This is a genomic window from Microbacterium sp. LWH3-1.2 (assembly GCF_040675855.1).
In the GTDB taxonomy this organism is placed as follows: Bacteria; Actinomycetota; Actinomycetes; order Actinomycetales; family Microbacteriaceae; genus Microbacterium.
In genome coordinates this window covers 2,530,150-2,548,450 of record NZ_JBEGIK010000001.1, presented here as the reverse complement: position 1 = coordinate 2,548,450, position 18,301 = coordinate 2,530,150, and the positions used below count along the sequence as shown (strand labels likewise).

21 protein-coding genes are annotated in these 18,301 nt (G+C 64.7%); 10 read left to right on the top strand and 11 right to left on the bottom strand.

The window, feature by feature from the left end:
- Positions 1–345 precede the first annotated feature (345 nt).
- A complete protein-coding gene (locus MRBLWH3_RS11840; RefSeq protein ID WP_363432060.1) occupies positions 346–1,467 on the bottom strand; it encodes a CU044_5270 family protein in 1,122 nt (373 codons plus the stop codon).
- Positions 1,430–2,029 carry an RNA polymerase sigma factor gene (locus MRBLWH3_RS11835; protein WP_363432057.1) on the bottom strand — a complete coding sequence of 200 codons (600 nt, stop codon included), beginning with the start codon at positions 2,027–2,029 and terminating at the stop codon, positions 1,430–1,432. Before MRBLWH3_RS11835 ends, MRBLWH3_RS11840 begins: the two co-directional genes overlap by 38 nt.
- A gap of 162 nt (positions 2,030–2,191) precedes the next feature.
- Between MRBLWH3_RS11835 and MRBLWH3_RS11830 the strand changes: the two genes are divergently transcribed.
- The gene (locus MRBLWH3_RS11830; protein ID WP_363432054.1) at positions 2,192–2,563 is read left to right on the top strand and encodes a PadR family transcriptional regulator; all 372 of its coding nucleotides are present in this window, start codon (positions 2,192–2,194) and stop codon (positions 2,561–2,563) included.
- On the top strand, positions 2,560–3,240 hold the full coding sequence (locus MRBLWH3_RS11825; protein WP_363432051.1) for a hypothetical protein: 681 nt from the start codon (positions 2,560–2,562) through the stop codon (positions 3,238–3,240). Before MRBLWH3_RS11830 ends, MRBLWH3_RS11825 begins: the two co-directional genes overlap by 4 nt.
- Positions 3,241–3,318: 78 nt before the next feature.
- Here MRBLWH3_RS11825 and MRBLWH3_RS11820 read toward each other — a convergent pair whose 3' ends face one another.
- Both MRBLWH3_RS11820 and MRBLWH3_RS11815 read right to left on the bottom strand, forming a co-directional pair.
- Complete coding sequence (locus MRBLWH3_RS11820; protein ID WP_363432048.1) at positions 3,319–3,804, bottom strand: hypothetical protein; 486 nt, start codon at positions 3,802–3,804, stop codon at positions 3,319–3,321.
- Positions 3,805–4,329: 525 nt separating this feature from the next.
- On the bottom strand, positions 4,330–6,054 hold the full coding sequence (locus MRBLWH3_RS11815) for an ATP-dependent nuclease (protein WP_363432045.1): 1,725 nt from the start codon (positions 6,052–6,054) through the stop codon (positions 4,330–4,332).
- Positions 6,055–7,019: 965 nt separating this feature from the next.
- Here MRBLWH3_RS11815 and MRBLWH3_RS11810 point away from each other — a divergent pair.
- The 3 genes from MRBLWH3_RS11810 (at position 7,020) to MRBLWH3_RS11800 (ending at position 10,378) form a co-directional block, all read left to right on the top strand.
- Positions 7,020–8,399 carry an ATP-dependent nuclease gene (locus MRBLWH3_RS11810; protein WP_363432042.1) on the top strand — a complete coding sequence of 460 codons (1,380 nt, stop codon included), beginning with the start codon at positions 7,020–7,022 and terminating at the stop codon, positions 8,397–8,399.
- Positions 8,400–9,104: 705 nt separating this feature from the next.
- Positions 9,105–9,548, top strand: a complete 444-nt coding sequence (locus MRBLWH3_RS11805; RefSeq protein WP_363432040.1) for a hypothetical protein — start codon at positions 9,105–9,107, stop codon at positions 9,546–9,548.
- 194 nt (positions 9,549–9,742) lie between these two features.
- Positions 9,743–10,378: a hypothetical protein gene (locus MRBLWH3_RS11800; protein WP_363432037.1), complete on the top strand. Its 636-nt coding sequence runs from the start codon at positions 9,743–9,745 to the stop codon at positions 10,376–10,378.
- A gap of 343 nt (positions 10,379–10,721) precedes the next feature.
- Here MRBLWH3_RS11800 and MRBLWH3_RS11795 read toward each other — a convergent pair whose 3' ends face one another.
- Positions 10,722–11,168, bottom strand: a complete 447-nt coding sequence (locus MRBLWH3_RS11795) for an HTH domain-containing protein (RefSeq protein ID WP_363432034.1) — start codon at positions 11,166–11,168, stop codon at positions 10,722–10,724.
- 554 nt (positions 11,169–11,722) lie between these two features.
- The gene (locus tag MRBLWH3_RS11790; protein ID WP_363432031.1) at positions 11,723–11,983 is read right to left on the bottom strand and encodes a hypothetical protein; all 261 of its coding nucleotides are present in this window, start codon (positions 11,981–11,983) and stop codon (positions 11,723–11,725) included.
- A 192-nt stretch (positions 11,984–12,175) separates the two neighbouring features.
- Here MRBLWH3_RS11790 and MRBLWH3_RS11785 point away from each other — a divergent pair, with 192 nt between their 5' ends.
- Complete coding sequence (locus tag MRBLWH3_RS11785) at positions 12,176–12,742, top strand: hypothetical protein (protein ID WP_363432028.1); 567 nt, start codon at positions 12,176–12,178, stop codon at positions 12,740–12,742.
- Positions 12,743–12,817: 75 nt separating this feature from the next.
- Here the strand turns inward: MRBLWH3_RS11785 and MRBLWH3_RS11780 are convergent, their stop codons facing one another.
- Positions 12,818–13,099: a hypothetical protein gene (locus MRBLWH3_RS11780; RefSeq protein WP_363432026.1), complete on the bottom strand. Its 282-nt coding sequence runs from the start codon at positions 13,097–13,099 to the stop codon at positions 12,818–12,820.
- Between the two features lie 591 nt (positions 13,100–13,690).
- Between MRBLWH3_RS11780 and MRBLWH3_RS11775 the strand changes: the two genes are divergently transcribed.
- The 3 genes from MRBLWH3_RS11775 to MRBLWH3_RS11765 are packed head-to-tail and all read left to right on the top strand — an operon-like array spanning position 13,691 to position 14,860.
- A complete protein-coding gene (locus tag MRBLWH3_RS11775) occupies positions 13,691–14,278 on the top strand; it encodes a hypothetical protein (RefSeq protein ID WP_363432023.1) in 588 nt (195 codons plus the stop codon).
- On the top strand, positions 14,278–14,673 hold the full coding sequence (locus tag MRBLWH3_RS11770) for a sigma factor (RefSeq protein WP_363435643.1): 396 nt from the start codon (positions 14,278–14,280) through the stop codon (positions 14,671–14,673). Before MRBLWH3_RS11775 ends, MRBLWH3_RS11770 begins: the two co-directional genes overlap by 1 nt.
- On the top strand, positions 14,561–14,860 hold the full coding sequence (locus tag MRBLWH3_RS11765) for a sigma factor-like helix-turn-helix DNA-binding protein (RefSeq protein ID WP_363432020.1): 300 nt from the start codon (positions 14,561–14,563) through the stop codon (positions 14,858–14,860). The genes MRBLWH3_RS11770 and MRBLWH3_RS11765 overlap by 113 nt, the downstream gene beginning before the upstream one ends.
- A gap of 303 nt (positions 14,861–15,163) precedes the next feature.
- On the opposite strand, the gene MRBLWH3_RS11760 is transcribed toward MRBLWH3_RS11765, so the two are convergent.
- Complete coding sequence (locus MRBLWH3_RS11760) at positions 15,164–15,613, bottom strand: pyridoxamine 5'-phosphate oxidase family protein (protein ID WP_363432018.1); 450 nt, start codon at positions 15,611–15,613, stop codon at positions 15,164–15,166.
- Positions 15,614–15,701: 88 nt separating this feature from the next.
- On the opposite strand from MRBLWH3_RS11760, the gene MRBLWH3_RS11755 reads away from it, so the two are divergent.
- Positions 15,702–16,622 (top strand): AEC family transporter, encoded by a 921-nt coding sequence (locus MRBLWH3_RS11755; protein WP_363432015.1) that lies wholly within the window; start codon positions 15,702–15,704, stop codon positions 16,620–16,622.
- Between the two features lie 6 nt (positions 16,623–16,628).
- Here the strand turns inward: MRBLWH3_RS11755 and MRBLWH3_RS11750 are convergent, their stop codons facing one another.
- The 3 genes from MRBLWH3_RS11750 to MRBLWH3_RS11740 are packed head-to-tail and all read right to left on the bottom strand — an operon-like array spanning position 16,629 to position 18,222.
- Positions 16,629–16,907 (bottom strand): DUF6510 family protein, encoded by a 279-nt coding sequence (locus tag MRBLWH3_RS11750; protein ID WP_363432012.1) that lies wholly within the window; start codon positions 16,905–16,907, stop codon positions 16,629–16,631.
- Positions 16,907–17,632 carry a ferredoxin reductase gene (locus MRBLWH3_RS11745; protein WP_363432009.1) on the bottom strand — a complete coding sequence of 242 codons (726 nt, stop codon included), beginning with the start codon at positions 17,630–17,632 and terminating at the stop codon, positions 16,907–16,909. Before MRBLWH3_RS11745 ends, MRBLWH3_RS11750 begins: the two co-directional genes overlap by 1 nt.
- Complete coding sequence (locus MRBLWH3_RS11740; protein WP_363432006.1) at positions 17,629–18,222, bottom strand: sulfite oxidase-like oxidoreductase; 594 nt, start codon at positions 18,220–18,222, stop codon at positions 17,629–17,631. Before MRBLWH3_RS11740 ends, MRBLWH3_RS11745 begins: the two co-directional genes overlap by 4 nt.
- Between the last annotated feature and the right edge of the window lie 79 nt (positions 18,223–18,301).

The window sequence follows — 18,301 nt, the reverse complement described above, 5'->3', positions numbered from 1 at the left end:
CGCATGCGCCAATGGTGAAGCAACGCCGCTTCAAGGGAGAGCTTCGTTACGTAGTTGATGCGCGAACGCCGGCAGGAACCCGGAACACCCACTCATGCGCGGGGAAGGACCGTCAGGGGCGCTTGACGGGTACTCGGCTGGTCGCGTTCGACGCGGGACAATGGGTAATGCATCTTCCGCGCGTTCCGCACGGTAAACGCGTTATCGGCTTTCTCGCTTTTGGTCTGGCGGCGATTCGCTGGCCTCTGCGAGCACCCAGGTGAGGTCAATCTGGAAAGTCGGTGGGAGCGATACGTCTGCCGGGGTGATGCCTCGAAGGGTGGCGTCGACCTTCATGGGATGCCTTTATCTGTGGCTTCCGCAGAGCGCGGTGTCGGTGGGGGCTGCGTCGGCGACGGTGGTTGTCACCGCGGTCGAAGCCATGATGGTGTTCCCGGGGACGCCTGGCCAGCCGTCGACGGCTATTTCTCGCTCGCCGATGAACCGCCCGGTGGCGGGATCGATGATGATGTCCCGGCGAGTGTTGGATGACGGTTCCAGGCGGCCGATCGCAACGCCTGTCTTGCCGTTCAGGGTGGCCTGGCCTTCTGTGACTGTCACATCAGGGATCTCCGCGGTCGCCTTATAGAGGGCAGCGCGGAACTCGGCGGGTACGGTTCCACCGCGCAGTGTGGTGACGATCCACTCGAACGCCTGCCCGTCGCGCGACGGGCCGGTCTCGCCGTTGACCTCGTAGATTGCCTGGAGCAGCTGCGTCGGGTCGCTGGGAAGAGCGTCGTAGTCGTCGCTGGTGGTGGTCCCGTTTCCGTAGCCGTTAATCAACCCGCTGGGCGCGACGCCTGCGGGGAATCGGCGGATGATGTCGGCGTCGTACTTGGCTTGGTCTTCCGCGACCTGCGCGGCGAACGCCTCGGATTCCGGTCCGAAGGTTTCGGCGAGGGTGCGCACGCACCGAACCCAGACCCACTCGTCCTCCTGGTTCGCGGGCACGTAGAGCTCGTCGTGGGCGTTCTCGAGGAACGCGGCAGGCGTCTCGGGATCGCCGGGGACGTTGCCTTGCCCCAGGTAGAGAGCGTCGGTCTGCACGCGCATGTACTGACCGGCGCCGACCACAGGGTCACTGAACTGGAGCGTTGCGGCTGCCGCCGATCCCAGCACACTCGCAGCCGCCGGGTCGGCACCGACCTCCACCCCAGGGACTCCGACCACGTTGACCGCGACGAGCGTGATGGTCAGCGCGCTCGCTCCCAGGACGGAGAAACTCGTCCACGCGGCGACGCGGCGACGCCGGCGCTTGACCGGCTTCACCGTCGCTGTGGTCGCTGCGCGCTCAGCCGGGTCGACGATCCCGAACGGGGACTCGTCCTCGATGGCGGTGAACAGCGCCGCCCGTCCGTGAGCGATCTGGTCGGGGGTGCGTTCGGGGATATCAGTCCGCGCTCGGCGCAGGAGCGAAAGTTCGTCCATGGGTCTCTTCCTTGTCGTCTTTGAGTGCCGGGGCGATCGCGGTTTGCAGCTTCTGGCGTGCGCGGTTCAGTCGTGAGCGGACCGTGCCGATGGGAATGCTCAGTGCTTCGCTGATGCCGGCGTAGTCGAGGTCGGCGAAGGTGTTCAGCAGGAGCACGTTGCGGTCGCCGGCCGGAAGCCGTGCAAGCGCCTGGCCGAGTCGACGGGCGAGGGTTCGCGCGTCGAGCCGGGCCTCGGCTTGCTCGATGTGGTCGATATCGACGCGGGCCAGATCGGACGCGAGCATTCCCTTCCACGCTCGGGCTTCCTGCCGGGCGTGTTTCTGCATGAGAGTGGTGGCGATGCCCAGTAGCCATGGGCGTGCATCTGGGCCACCGGAGAAGGTCTCGCGTCGGCTGAACGCGACGAGGAACGTCTCGGAGGTGATGTCGTCAGCATGTGTGGCCCCGAGCCGCCGAGCGGCATAGCGATACACGACTCGCTCGTGCCGGTCGTACAGCTCGGCGAACGCGGCCCGCTGACTCAGGGAGCGGGCAATGATCGCGCCGTCGTGGTTAGTCACACTGGGTATTGTCCGATTCGGCCGAGTGAGTTCACGTCAATCTTCAACGTGGGGGTTCAAGTGCCCGCACACCCACCGACGAAACGCGCGGCACGTGAACGCCGCAGTTGTCTGCCCGCCGACCTCTTGTCGATACTCTCATCGACAGAATATGCTCGTCGCATGAGTTCGGATCTCCGCGAAGTGGCCAATGAGGTGTCGTTCTGGATCCTGGTGTCACTCGCCGAGGCCAGCAAGCACGGATATGGAATCCTGCGCGACGTCGAGTTGCTGAGTACGGCAGGCGGCGGCCGAATCGTCTCGCTGAAGGTTCCCACCCTTTATGCCGCGCTCGAGCGACTTGAACGCGGACGCCTGGTCGATGTGGATCGCGAAGAGGTCGTCGATGGCCGTGCGAGACGCTACTACCGCCTCACCGAGTCCGGACGCCATGCACTCACGGAAGAGACCTCCAACCTAGAAGGCAGAGCGCGCGCCGCACGTCGCGCCCTTGCAGGGACGCGGGTCATCACGACCCCCGTCGCGGCCCGATGAAGCCGCCGAACCAGCGCAAGTACGAGAGGTTGCTGCGCTGGTATCCCCGCTGGTGGCGAGACCTGCACGGCAGTTTCGTGTTGACCACGCTGCTCGACGTCGATGACGCGCGAGGCGGCGCGGGTCCGACTCCGGGCGAGGCTTGGATGCTGCGGCTTGACGGATTACGTCACCATTGGCGCCGACCGGTCTCCGCACACCCGAGCGGCAAAGAATCCGCCGCCGCTCGCCGCCGGTGGGCACGAACCACGGCGGTCATTGGCGCCGCGTCGCTGCTCACGGTTGCCGCCGGCGGGTGGGTGGTCGTGCGGGCACAGGAAGAGCGTCTCGCCGGGCCAGGCAGTGGACGGACGCTCGACGTTCTGCTGCAGGATGCCTCCGAGTACCAGCGCGCCATCCTCAGCGACGGAGTCGTTTCGACCACCGAGTATGAGCAGGCTCTGCTCGACTGGCGGGACTGCGTAACCACCGCCGGAGCGCAGCCCAGCGCGATATACGCAATCCGCGACAACCAACGCACGTTCGACTACGAAATCACCGCGCCCACCGATGAAGCCCGTGTCGGCCTTGAGGTCACGGCTGAGAGCTGCCTCCCTGAGTACTTCGAGTCAGTCGGCGCGTGGTGGGTCGAGCAGGATCCTCAGCCTCTGCCGCACATCCCTCTCACGTCCGGATAGCGCGAGTACTCACCGCCGCGCGGGACGCGCGCGTTGGAGGACCGGCAATCGCGCTAACTCCGAATAGCAGCGCCGGCTTTACGGGTGGCTGGACGAGGCTGCGGGGGAACCCTCAGCGGGATTGGCGTTGAGACCGCGACGACCCCGAACCCATCGGATGAGCGCAGAGATTCCGATGATCAATCCTGCAGCGACGCCGAGTAGGAATGCCACGGCGCCGATCGTGAAGACCACAAGCATGACAAATAGCACTACCTGGGTGAAGACCTGCTCCGGCTCCCGGCCGAGCATCTGGGAGATTGAGAGAGGCACGTACATGAGAAGTAGTCCGCCGAAGATCACATACATGACCAGATCTGCTAGGGCGATCTGACCTCGCCGCGCGAAGTTCAATGCGAGCCTGCTTCGTCGCTCCTTGAGCGCCGATCTCTCTTCGCCCTTGGGCATGTCCTTGATGATCGCGTTGAGTGCTTGCAGTTCCTTTGCCAGCCGTGGTTCGCCGCGCGTTGCGAGAACCCCGACCAGGGCTAGCAGCGACGCCCCCACCAGGAAGAGCCCGTTCACCAACGAATCCGTCATACAACCCCCAGGTCATCACACTTTCGGCGAATCCAACTTAGGGTGACGGTTCTGAGGGGAGGCGAGGCGCGCGGAGCGGACGCGGCGACCTCGCTGATCGACCTGCCGGCGTCCGCAACGGGACGGGCAATTGAGCGCCGGAGAAGTACCGCACCGCCAAAGCAATGTTGGATCGTCCTCCGCCGACCCGACTCCAACGGGCTGCCACGCTTCACGAGGTTGTTGCCCGACGAACGGTGCGGGACTTAGGCGACGACGTGCTCACCTTACTCATCCATGGCGTACGTTGAGTCCCTTCATCGAAGCCGCGGGCGAGGCGAGTACGCCGCGGACGAGGGAGTTTGCGGTACCTGGGTGCTTCGACTCCAAGGCCGGCCTGAGCTGCCCCTCGGTGATGCGGGAGAGCACCCGTCCGATCCGTTCGTCCTGCTCCTTAGGGTCGTACGCGACTGTGATCCACTGCGGCAGAAAGGGCCAGGGGCCGCCGCGCTTAGTTCGACTCCTGCTTGGTCAGTGTTCCCGGCGCTTCCACATCGACTTCTTCGCGGGGGGAACCTCGCCCTCATCGGTATCGCTTGGTTGAGGAGTCGTGCCTGCCTGAATCCGCTTCTCCAAGGCCACATCTGGCTCTCGTGCGACCCCAGCGGCGGCGAGGACCGGCTCTAGGTAGTCCGTGACCGCACTGCTCTCGTGGACACGCAGCTCCAAGGCTTCTGACACCCACAGGCTTTTCTGCGATTTGGTTCCTCGGTAGAACCCTTCCATTTCACCTGATGGCACAACAAGCACGCCGCCCGCCCGGAGCGCACCCAACAGACGCTCCGCCGCGGCAAACGGCTCGCCAGGAGGGACAGCAGCTAAGCCTGAGTTCTTGACTGCCTCCCAACGGACGCCGTCGTTGATCGCTCGCGTCAAGGTGACGTAATCGTCGTTCATTTGCTGGGTCCAGGTGGCGCCAATGCCCTCGACCATGGACTTGAGCTCGTCGCGGTTGCGGATGACGTCGAAGTCGGGGAGCGCCCACGCACGCACGCCGAGCGTCGAGAGGACCCGCACGAGCGGCGAAACCTGACCCTTTCCGCCCGAAGGCACAAAGAGCGTGTCATCCGCAAGAGAGCGTTTGCCTAGGGCGCTCCCCATGGCGTCAAGAGCGGCCCCGTAGAAGCGGCAATCAGCGTCACCTTCGCATACCACTACCTGCGAATGAAACAACCCTTGCAGGACGTTTGAGTATCGGAGGACCGGCTTGGCGAAGACATCTGCGATCTCATCAGGCGACACTTGAGTCAAGTGCGACGCGTCACCTTCCCTCGCCACGCGCACGACCGAGACTCTCGCGCCGTCCTCCGCCGATAGAAGGCCCAGGAGAAGGTCTCGATCATGCGTCGCGACGAACACCTGGAGATTCCTGTCTGTCGCTACTCGTGCAAGCCACCGTCCGAGCACACGGGCCTGGCCTGGGTGAAGAAAGGCTTCAGGCTCGTCGACCAAGAAGACGTCCATCGGGTGCGTCAGCACCTGCCCGACGATTCCGACAAAGCTGCGCAAACCGTCGCCTTGATCATCCAGCAGCGGAAGTTCTGACAACGCTCTCGCGTACTCGCGTGTCGGCCGGTTCAGAGGTGGTACCGGGGTACTGACTTCGCCCACCCGTAGCCGCGTTTGAGCATCCAGGCGGTCAAGTATCACCGGGCTGCCGAATGCCTCCCGCGTCACGTCAGAGATCGCCGCTTCAAGCTCGCCTGACATCCGAAGTTTTACCAGAGCAACGTTGCGAGGGTTGTAGCTCTTTGAGTCGATCGCGCCGCCCATGTAGGCCGACAATTCGCCGGCACGAGCGTGCTCTACAAAGAAGGGGGCGGCGTTGCCAAGGTACGCACCGCCCTGACCGGTGGCAGCGAACCATTGATGGAAGTCATCTGCATGGTGGCCATTCCCACCCACTCTCGCCGCGAACTTGCGCCTCTCTCCAGGCACCGTCTGCTCATCGGCGTGCAGTTCTAGCCAGGCCTCGGCGTCCTCAACAGTCCCTGAAGGTCGCTGGACGGTGACGCTCGACAGCACCAAGGGCTTCAGTTCCCGCGCCGTGGTCGTGGCAAATCCATTTAATTCACGAAGCAACTGGGACTTTCCCACGTTGTTGCCTCCGACGACGCAGACAACCCCTCCGGTCGGGAGGATGATCTCCTCGCCGGCTACGGATGTCATCGAGCGAAACTTGTACTCCACTGTCATGCCGCGAGTGTCGCATGGTTATGCCCTAAGACCGCCTATTCCACCAACCATGCTTGGAGACGGATCTGCTTCAGACAGTCGGTGACTCCCCGGTGAGACGCGGCGCCAGGAGTTCGCTCAGACCGGCGGTACCGGACCACTTCGACCCACCTGCCAGCCGGATGCTCGGTACGCGTCCCGCATAGTGCCGGCGCTCGCGGGGGGATCGGCAGCACGTAGAGGGCGGTCCGGGGGGACTTACGTGGGCCGTAGTGATGATGCGGCGGTCATCGCTCCGGTGCTCTGGCAGACTCGAGGTCGTGGATACTGTGGCGATCGCAGTTGTCGCCCTGATTGCGATCTGCGCACTTCTACTTTCAGTCTTCAACGCCGTCGAGAATGGAACGGGTGCGCGTCGGTACAGCGGAACCATTCGTGTACGACTGCGACGCAGGGGACATACATACGTGGCGGAGCTCCGACCTGTCAGACTCGCGGGCGCGCGAGTTACAGAACATGGTGTGGCGTGGCTGGACGACGAGGATCGGCCCCAATCGGGAGATCCGCTGTGGTTCAGGGAATCCCCACCGATGCAGCCGCTCCGTGTGAGGTTCGTACCACGATCCGACAACTTGCGATCGTCCGAATTCTCGGAGCACGATCGCCAGATTGATGTGGCTCCAAACGAGGGCGTCGCCGCATGGCTGCAGTGGGACGTCCGCACCGCGTCCCGGTCACTCGTGCTGCTCTGGAACCTGCGGCGACGAGCCCAATATAGGGGGCCAATGGTCCTGCGCGGCGCCCAAGCTGCCGCCTGGATCGACCGGTCGTTGGGCCGAGCCGCGCCAACGATTCCGCCGTCCCCTTCGGAGAGGCTTCGGGCTTGGCTGCGTGACCGGCTCCGAACAAATACGGAAGGATCAGGTGAGCCTTTGGCCGTCTTTTACCGAACCCTCGATATCGCTGGTTTGAGGGGCTTCGGGGCGATGGAGACCGTCGAACTTGCCGTACCTGATGGGCAACTGGGCAGTGGACTGACGATTTTGGTGGGCGCCAACAACTCGGGAAAGTCGTCGGTCATCGAGGCATTCGATGCGGTCTACCGAGCAACAAGGCAGTCGGCAGTCAGTTTTGCGGCGGACCGCCGGCACGGCGGCGAGGACCGAGAGGTACAGATCCGCCTGAATCGTCTCGATGGTCGCTCGATCGGCGTTGAAACGCTGCGTGCTGGCACGAGCGAAGCTCGCGTCGTATGGGACGGGGATCGATCTTCGACTGATCGGGTGCCAATAGAGGTTACGGTGCTTCCATCTCGTCGGCAGTTTGCAGCCTACTTCTCACGCTATGGCGAGGCTGATCGCGGCTGGGCCTCCACAGGAGGAAATGAGTTCTCGCGTTCGCAGAATCGTGATGCGTTTGTGGCCCGTCTCTTCGCTCTGCACGAGAACGAGGATCGCCTGACGACGTTCAACCAGTTGCTTCGTGAAGTGACGGGGCGTTCGCTGACGTGGTCGATTGACCTAGGCGCCCAACAGCAGTATTTCCTTCGCTTCTCGGAAGCTGGTGGTGGCTCTCATACCAGTGACGGCCTTGGCGACGGACTGATCAGTCTGCTGTTCATCCTTGATGCGCTCCACGATTCGACGCCTTCATCTCTCATCGTGATTGACGAGCCGGAGCTATCACTCCACCCGCAGTATGTTGCGCGTCTCGGGGCGTTGCTAGCTCGGTTCGCCGCGGATAGGCAGATTGTGTTTGCGACGCACTCACCGTCTCTCGTCGACTGGATGTGTATCGCGAACGGCGCTCGTGTGGCCCGCATATACAAGGAGGACGGCCGATCGATCATTGCTCAGCCGCGCCGGGAGACGCTGCAGGCCATCGCCTCAGGCCACCTCACGAACACTCACAACCCGCACGTGTTCGGACCCAGGGGGAATGAGGTCTTCTTTCAGGAAGATGGGCTTCTGGTCCTGGAGGGGCAAGAGGACGTCATCTACTTACCAACAGTTCTCAGGTCCACGGGCCTGAACTTGGAAGGGTCAGTATTCGGTTGGGGGGCTGGTGGCGCGGCCCGCGTTGCGACCGTGCTCACCTTGTTCAGAGAGCTGGGTTTCAGGACGGTCGCGGTTCTTCTGGATGGTGACACACAGACTTTGAAGATCAGGTCGGAGCTGAAGTCGGAGTTCCCCGAGTACTGCATCGAGAGTCATCCGGGCGACGACATTCGAACCAAGCCTGCGCAGCGAGAACGCGCTACGAAACCCGGTCTTCTTACCGACGACGGAAAGTCAGTGCGTCCAGAGCACGTCAAAGACACGACTGCGACGCTCACGCGCATCGATACCTACTTGCGGTCTCGTTAGACGCAGTTCGTTGTCCCCACGCTGAGCAGCGGATCGACAAGTCGGGAGGCACTGACGCTCACCCTCTGCAAAGCGCCGAACCACCGGCTCATGCACGGTAGGGGCCGCCGATCGCGCACGACGCTCCTCGTTGCGACCATGCACGACCGCGGCGACGCGACCCCGCATCGCCTCCGCGAGGTGCCTGATGCGCGACGCGCGCTCCGCTTCCGAGCGACGCCCGCATGAGGATGGGCATCCGTGGTGGCCAGCTCTGTTGCTCGCTGCGACCTTCGCTGCGATCGCTGTCGTCGCCTGGGGCCAGAGCGCGGCGACGGCGTACACTCTCGCGAATCCCTGCATCACAGGGTGGGAAGTACCGTGGACGATTCCGTTCACGGTATTCCACTCGCTGGGCCTACCGGGGGCCGTCGCTGCTGTCGCTGCCGCCTTCGCCCTGCGAGGTCCGAAGACGCGAGCGGCAGCCATCATCTGCCTACTCGTGGGCTTCGTGCTCTGGATCTACGCCGCTGGCCTCATGAGCGCTCCGTACGGATGGCACTGCGATAGGTAGTGAGCACGGCGGCAACACCGCCGCGTCCACGGCATCGGCGGCTTCACCAAATATGGAAACTCACAGGAGCGCCTGTCGCTCGAAGACCCACCGGCTACTGCACGGCCGCAACTGGGCCTTCACGGTGGCCATGGTCTGCGAGGATCGCTGTCGTGGCTGACGATTGGTTCCGGTCTCCGCTGTGGACGGAGACGGCTCGTACGGACTTCGAGTCCCGGCTTGCGCGCGCTCGCGCGCGCAACCGGGCCCAGTATCTGCGGATCAAAGGACTCGCGCTGGCTGACGCCGGGGAGGTAGTCGCCGCTCGAGCACTGTGGCAACGGGTCCTGACCGACGAAGGCGAGTTCGCTCATCTGGAGAGTGCCGGTGCGCTGGAACATCTCGGAGACTCCTACGCCCGCGAGGACCCAATCCGGGCTGAGCACTACTACCGCCGGCTAATCGGTGAGCACCCGAGCCTGAACGGCACGACCGCGATGCAACACGTCAAGCTCGCCGAACTCCTCATCCGCCGACGCCAACCGCGGGATCTCCACGAGGCGGCCCTCCTCCTAGATGTGATGTCCAGGGACGTTGTTCCGGGGACGCGTCTCTGAGGTGCTGACGGCGAAGGCCTCCCCGGTGTGAAGTGGAGCTGTTCAAGGAACCGCTTCACGAGCCAAGGGAGGCCTTGCAGCCGCGGTGGCGTCCTCGAGACGACTCCCGCCTTTCCGGCTTGGGCGAACTCGGGCTTTGCGGTGCTTCCCACACGCGGTGGGGTGCGAGGCCAGCTCCGGCTAGAGTCGCGTCCGTGACTGAAACGCGTGCGCCGGATCCGCACGCAGCTTACGACCTATACATGGAGCGGCAGCGTCGATGGGGCGCGTGGTGGCGTCGGCTCGGTCAGCTCCTGGGCTACGTGCTCGGCGGATGCTTGGCGGTCATCATCGCGGCGCTCTTTGTTGCCAGCGTGCTTGACCTCGCCCAGCCACGGATCTGGGGCACGTTCACACAGACGGACTGCGAGCCGCGACCGCGCGGTGACTGTCGTCCGGTCGGGACGTGGGTCAGCGACGATGGAGACATCGTCAAGCGCGAGGTCTACTTGGACGGTTGGACCGACGGTACGGGCACAACGCGGGCCAGCTACCAGCCCACCGCGATCATCAGCGACGAGTCCAACAACATCGTCCACACCCCAGGGCTGACCGGCGCAGGGCCCTGGCTCTCGGGAGCCCTCCTGCTGGGGTGGGTCGGCTACATGCTCTTCAAGGCGGCCTCGTGGGGAGACATCACCCTGCCGAGTCATCGACGCTGGCGCGGTCGCCGCCGACCGGCGAGGCAATCGACCATCCCGGCCACTCGCGGGTCGCTTCGACGCCGCTACCGACGATCGCTCGAAGAAGGGACCGCATCGAGCGCCGGGGACGAAGGCGGCTCCGACTGAGCCATTTGGCTGGAGTGGCCAACCCGTCCTGGCTCACGCCGAATGCGCGATGGGGTGTGGCTTCCGCCTCCCGCCCGCAAGCGGATCCGACTGCAGCGCAGCGGCGCCTTAAGTTGCCGGTCGCTGAATCCGGTTTCAGCCACCTTCTTGCTTTGACGAGTTCCGCTCGTTATCGTCGAGTTCCCCGACGGAAGGACGTTGATCATGAGCACCTACAACCGTTGAATTACCAAAGCGAGCCCCCGCCCGACCTAGTCGTGCGGGGGCATCGTCGTTTCGGCGTTGGCCTAGGCCCCAGGCTCGCCGGCGGCGCCACTTTCGTTCCCCGCCCGCCCCAGGATCGTCACCCACGAGCCTGATTGATGGCGTTGATCAGGTATGAACTCTTGGTCGCGAGGGCGTACTTCTTATCTGCAGAGAGCGCCTGCGGGGCTTGCAACGCGAGCTCGAGGTCGTGGACGTCGAGTCCGGTCAGCCCGGCGATGTTCTCGAGTGTGAGGTGGCACTCGATTGTCAGGGACTCTACGATGCCCTTCAATCGCTCGTCGTCACCGATTTGCATTCCGTCGGTGAGTTGAGCGGTGAGGATCGAGAGTCGCCTGTTCTCGTTGGCCGCAAGAGCCGCCGACTTCGGGCTGAGTCCCGCCGCCACGAGAGGAGCCTGTCCGAGCAGAGCGCGCACGCTGTCGGCGGGGACGCCGGTGATGACGTGCAGAGCCTCTACCGAGATGTGCCCTTCCGCGACGAGGCGTTTCAGCTCGTCCACCACGCTCTGTCCGTGGGATGTCATGGGTTCATTGCACACGAGGGCACCCCTTGCGCACACTAACGGCACGCGAATCCGCCGCGCCGGGTTCTGGAGCCTCGAGAAAGCGCGGCCCAAGGTGAGTCGTATGCCCGGCGGAGGTCCCTCCCCGCCACTGCACGCAGGGGGATCCCAAGCGCGCATCGGCGCGCTGAAGGACCCTCAAGCGGTCGCCGCCGCGGCATCAGCTCGGTCTAGAACATCCGTCGGTACCGTCAGCGTGCAGATCAAGCTGGACTCCCGTTCGCCGTGATCTACCTCGTAGACGCATTCGCCGCAGCCGCCGAGATCGCGGGCCTCTGGGAGGGCAAGGAGATACTCGGCCCATGGGTGCCGGCAATGGCCGCAAGGCTCCATCATCACGAAAGCTCTCGCGCGACCACTTCGTCTGCTTCTCCGCATATCGCGCCACCAACTCGTCGCCACGTCATCGACGATATAGTCCAGCTGCCTCCGTCGAGGTACCGCGTCTCGCTATGCGTGGTCGTCCTCGGTAGACCGAGATCATGTATGCCCAAGGACCCTTCTACGGGGCTGTGTCAACGCGCGTCGTGCTGTTGACGACGTTTGACGAGCACGGCGGTCACGATCACGACTGCGACCATCGATCCCATCCAGATCCAGATACTCGATGGAATCCCGACGATGGAATGCTCTGACGAGCCGCAGGTCGAAGTCCCGTCCTCAACACCGTCGGCGCACCATCCATAGGTGAGGATCGGCGCGAACAGCACGCTGACGCCGAGCGCTGCGATAACGCCCCACCCTAAGGTGCCGACGGCGGATCTCCGAGCAGCCATGGTGACCAGCAAAGCAGTCAGGGCCGTGGCTTTGGGTGACTGTCATCGACTTGTGATGGCTAGCCTTCCCCGTTCCGAGAGAGTGTGAGCGGCCGAGCGGCTCCGTCGCAGCGAGGGACCGCTCTTCGCGCGCCGAGCCACGTCGGTCTGACTGCGGTCTGAGGGTGCTGCGGAGTGTGTCACGATGACACCGTGACCGCGGACCCCACCCTCGCCCCTGGGGAGGAGGTCCTCTGGACCGGTTCCCCAGATCCGAAACGGATACTCACCGGCTGGGATGGATTCCTCATTCCGTTCAGCGTGTTCTGGGTAGCTGTCGGCATCGATCTCTCGCTTGACGCACAGCGCGGACCGCAAGTAGTGACTCTTGTGGGGGTGACCGTCACCGGGCTGTATCTCGTTGTCGGACGCTTCCTCGTGAAGACATACCGGAAACGTCGGACCCGCTACGTCCTGACCGACACGCGAGCCATCATTTGCGGACCGCGCAGAACCTTCTCCTTTAATCTCGCGGACAGGAACCCGCGTGTTCAGGTCATCGGAAGGCGAGGCCACCGCACCCTGAAGTTCACGTCGGACGACCCTCGCTCCTACGGCAAGTTCAGTAGCGAGTTGTTCGTCAACACAGGGTTGGACTTCCTGCTGAGACCGGGGCTCGACGCCCGCTTCTCGTTCTACGACGTCCTGCGAACTGATGCGCTCCATTCGGCCGTAAGTGACATGGTTACCTCCGGCAAGGTTGCCGAAGGGATCGCATAGCACCAGCGACTCACCGAACGCATTCGTTCCGATGCGCGCCGTGAGGGACCGCGATGCGTGCGGTCTCGTTGCCTCTCAGTAGTCGGTTGGGAAGGGGCGGGTGATCGGCTCGAATGTCGGCTGCTCTTCTAGATGACACTGTTTCAGCGGTTCGATGCTCGTGATGATCAATCCGTGGTCGTACCCCACCAGCCGCTTTGCGATGCCGGACTGCTCGTCGATCACCAGCGTCTGCCGGACTGCGGGGTCGTCGACCTGCTCAAACGTGAAGAGTATCGAGCGCGTGCCGACACGTTGCACCAACACCGGGTAGAAGCTGCCATGCGGATTGGCCCAGTGAGCAATCGGGTGGGCCACAGCATCTGGAGTGCTTGCGGCATCGGGCGGAAGAACTCGGCGGGCTGTGACTCATCGGTTCGCCGGCCGCGGGAGGTGTAGATCCCGTCGCGGTATTCCTGTCGCTCACCGTCGTCGAAAACGATCGTCCAGCACTGGTTCGGCTCGTCTGCGGCGAACCGGAACTGACGCAGACCATCTCGCGAATGCGCGGCACCCTGGCCGGCCAGTCGGCGTGAGCTCTCCAATTCCCTTACGGCTGCGACAACCGCGTCTGCGTCGCTGCGCGTCAAGACAGTGTCGAGAGGAAGGGGACTCGTTTGCTCGATGATTCGGGCCGACTCAAACCGATTTCCGCCGCGGCGCCAGTGCATCCGGCGGAAGCCCCTTCACCGTGTTGCCGGCGTGCTCTGAGCGACCCACATGCGGGCGGGGGAGAGGCGATGCAGCTTTCGCAAACGGGTAACGCAACTTTTGCTGGGAAGGCGCGTCACCCGTTTTCTCACTAATGCCCGGGCCCGAGCCTCGTGCGCCGGCACTCTTCGCGGATTTGATGGGACGCTTTGGCGTCCGTGGGACATGTACTTTGTGGGCGGTGCGAAGGGAGCGGGCATGGATATCAGCGACGAGCTCGCGGCGGCAGACCCTGCGACGCCGAGCGACCCCAAGGTTCGCGAATTCGTCCGCAGCACGTCTGCGGAAGCCGAACGGGAGATCCGCAACAACCGGAGGCCGTTCTGGCGGCGGCGTCGGGCCATCGTTCCGACGCTGGTTGTCGGTGCGCTGGCGTTGGCCGGTGCCGCGGTGGTGGTTCCGCTCAGCCTGTGGGTCAACGGCACGCAGGTGGATGTCGTGAACATCCCGATCAACTACACGACCGACACCGGCGTCCAGGTGAGATGTCGATACGGGATTTATTTCGGCGACCCCGCGAACCGAACCGAAGCCGACGAGGAACTGACCAGGTTTGTCGAGAACCACGACTGGGACGGCATCGGTCAGCGCATCTATGACGAAGCGATGGCCGATCCGTTCGCCCCAGGCCCCAACGACGACTGGGAAGTGGACAATCAGGAGCTCCGCGACAACTTCTCCTTCCACCGTGCGCTCTCCGTCATCTGGACCGAGATTCCCCAGGAGCTGCGGAAGCCCAATCAGTCAGCCGGCGGAACCACCGACTGTAAGGGGCAGCTGCGCTGATGAGCCGACACCCGACGCCTCCAGAGCTGCGCGACTGGATCGAGATCGTCGTCCACGACAACGGCGAAGACCTGCTGCACTACCTGCAGCCCCGCACCCTCAACCGCGAAGACGCCGCCGACCTTCTCGGCAAGACACTGCTCACGGTTTGGGAGCACGCCGCCAAGGTGCCCACCGTTGATGAGGACGCACGAATGTGGTGCTTCGGCGTCGCCCGAAATGTGCGGCGCAACTACCGTCGACGCGGAATCGCTCAGTTCGCTCTCGCAGACAAGCTCAGATATGAGCTTCTCGTGCGGGCGACGGTCGACACCCCAGACGTCACCATTGAGACAGAGCTGCGCGCCCAGGAGGTCCGCGACGCTGTATATACGCGCTCGACGAGCGTCCCGTGAGCTGCTCATCCTGATCCACTGGGATGGGTTCAACATCGCCCAGGCAGCCCGCGTGATGGGTCTCAACCAGTCGAGTGCTCGCACCCGCTACTCCCGCGCGAAACAACGGCTCACTACTCAGCTCGAGCACCTCGGACCGCCGGAACCGGGAGCGACCCATGTTCCACACGCCACCAGGGGAGTGTGAGAAGCCGTTCTCACTAATTGCGAGATTCGCACATAGTGCAAGTTCAAACTGACATAATGTGCATTATCGGCGCTCTCATGAATGGGCCGAAGACCCCCTTCCCAGCCCTTCTCATCAGAACGGGGTTCCCGAAGGGGCACCCGTGAGCGTGCCGCGACAGAACGTGCACACGACGCACGCGCACTCGCAACAATGCGGCGGAGTCAACCGGATGACTTTCCCCGCGCGTGTTACACCGCTGTAGTTCCGCTGCGCACCCAGGCTCACAGCATCCGTCATCCGTTCGGGCGTCAGCGACGCGAGTCAGACGACCCACTCGCCATCGCGCATGAGCACCCGGCCGGCCAGCTCATTCGACTCGCGCCACGCCTGTATCCGCGTCGGTCGCAGCACCAGGAACACGTACCCGGCCAGCCCGCGGGGGTCCCAGTCCGCCTGCGCCGCGTACGCTTCGCCGAGCGACGCGTCGTCGTCCACACCGACGGACCGTTCCAGCACGACGTCGATCATCCCGACATCCCGCGTGGACCCGGCCGCGAGTCGTGCGACGCGGGACGCGCCGAGATTTCGCGCGGTCACCGACAGACCCTCCAGCGCGATGACGGCGCGGTCTGCGATCCACGCGAGGGACAGCGGCACGAGATGCGGCGCGGCCTCCGGGGATGCCGTCGCGACCCAGACGTCGGCCGCAGGACCCGTCAGCGCCGCGAGCAGATCGGCCTTGCGGGTCACGCGGTCACGAGGTTCAGGCATCCGTTGCTCCCTTGGGTCGGAGCGTGCCAGTCTGCCACCCGACGGCAGGCGATTCGCTCCCCAGAGAACGATTTTCTAGGCTCGGAGCATGCTGGAGTCGCTCACCGGGTTCGTCGTGGTGGGTGTGGCGATCCTCGTGGGCTGGATCCTCGGGCGCATCGACCTGCTCGGCGAGCACGCACGGCCGGTGCTCGCACGTCTCACGTTCTTCGTCCTCTCGCCCTGCCTGCTGTTCGTCGTGCTGGCCCAGGCCGATGTCCATACCCTGTTCTCGGCCCTTCTGCCGGTGTCGGCCATCGCCGCGGTGGCCGTGATCCTGGTCTACGCGGTCATCGCCCGGCTTCTGTGGCGGCGCTCCGCGGGCGAGACCGTGATCGGCGCCCTCAGCGCGGGTCAGGTCAACTCGAACAACATCGGCATCCCGCTCTCGCTGTATCTCCTCGGTAGCGCAGCGTATCCCGCACCGGTGATCCTCATGCAGCTGCTGGTGTTCACCCCCATCACGATGGCGATCCTGGATGCTGTCACCACCGCCCGCGCATCCCTCTGGCGCACCGTGGCCCGGGTGGCGACCAACCCCATCGTGGTCGGCTCGGCACTGGGCACACTCGTCTCTGTGCTGGGAATCGAACTGCCGCCCGTCGTGATGGATCCCGCGATGCTCATCGCGAACGCCTGCGTACCGATCCTCCTCATCGCCTACGGCATCTCGCTCCACGGGCGACGCGTGCTGGGAGCGTCGGGTCGCCGGCGCGACATCGTCCTGGCGACGACCCTGAAGCTCGTCGCCATGCCGGTGATCGCCTGGGCGGTCGCCGAGTTCGTGTTCGACCTCCCGGCGCACGACGTACTCATCGTGACCGTGCTCGCCGCACTTCCCACGGCGCAGAACGTCTTCAACTACTCGCAGCGCTTCGACGTCGGCGAGACGATCTCGCGCGACACCGTGTTCCTCACGACGATCGGCTGCGTCCCTGTGCTGATCCTCATTACCCTGCTTCTGGGCTGACCCTCATCACGGGGTGACTGGTTGCGCGATCTCGCGCAGCAGGCCCAGCACGAGCCGCACCCGCTCGCGGTCCCGCAGCACGGTGAACAGCGTGTGCGTGCAGGAGCGGCACCGGACGATCGCCGCGGTCTCGTCGAGCTCGACAACGGCCTCGGCGAGCGGCGAAGCGTCACCGCACCCACCGCACACGCCGACGAGCACGGTGACGTCCGCGCCGAACACGTCCCACAGCATCCCCGCCGCGGCGTTGCCGTCGACGACACTTGCGGCGTTCTCGGCACGCATCATGCACCTCCGAAACGTTCGGTCCTGATCCGAGCGGACGCGTGCCCCAGCCCGACGAGCGCGTCGGCGACATGCTCGACGAACCCCGTCGGTCCGCACACATAGACGATGGGCTGCCGATCCGGCGCCCACACCGCCGTTCGCAGCAGCTCGTCGTCCACGCGACCGACGACGTCCGGCCACCCGTCCGGTGCCGCGCGGGTGTAGCGCCAGGTCAGCCCTACTCCCCCGTCTCCCGCCCGCAACTCCAGCTCATCGCGATATATCGCGTCCTCCGGCGTGCGGACCGAATAGAGCAGGCGGACGGCGGCCGCGGCACCGGCATCCGTCGCGGCACGCACCATCGCCATCATCGGCACGATGCCGGACCCTCCGGCGATCAGCTGCACCGGCGCCTCTCCCCCGGGTCGCCACACGAAGTAGCCGCCGAGCGGTCCCTTGACCTCGAGCTCGTCACCAGGAAGGACGTCCTCCACGAGGTACGGCGACACCTCACCGTCGGGGATCTCGTCGACCGCGAGCTCGACGGTCTCGGAGGCGCCGTACGAGCCGAGCGAGTACGACCGCACCGCCTGATAGCCGTCCTCCGCCGTCAGTCGGATGTCGACATGCTGCCCGGCGTCATTGCCCGGCCAGCCGGGCACCTCAAGCCTCAGGATGCGTGCGGACCGCGTCGCGGAGATCGCCTCGACGACCCTCCCGGGCCGCCAGCCGCCGACGGTCACCAATACCGCTCCTCGGTCCACGGGTCGCCGTGCATGTTGTAGCCGTTCTGCTCCCAGAACCCGGGCTCGTCATCGGCCATGAGCGTCAGCCCGCGCACCCACTTCGCGCTCTTCCAGAAGTACAAGTGCGGAACCAGCAGCCGAGCCGGGCCACCGTGCTCGGGGTCGAGGGGCTCCCCCTCGAACTCGAACGCCACCCACGCCTTCCCGCCCAGCAGATCCTCGAGCGGCACGTTGGTGGTGTAGCCGCCGTAGGAGTGCGCCATCGCGTATTCGGCGTCCGTGTCGACCGTGTCGAGCAGAGTATCGAGCGACACGCCGCGCCACGACGTGCCGAGCTTGGACCACCGCGTCACGCAGTGGATGTCGGTGTGGACGTCCTCGATGGGCAGAGCCATGAATTCGTCCCACGTCCAGGAGACCGCGTCGCCGCCTTCGGTGCGGATCCCGAAGCGCCACTCATCCTGCTCGATCCTCGGCGTGGGCCCGGCCGACAGCACCGGGAAGTCCTCCGTCAGGTACTGCCCGGGAGGCAGCCGCGGATCGCTCTCACGGCGACGCGCCCCGAACCCTCTCGACACGACGGCCATCGAAACCTCCTCCTGCATCCCGCCTGGGGACGCGCACGCTCGCGGGAACGGACACGCACACGCTAGCGCGGCGCGGCCC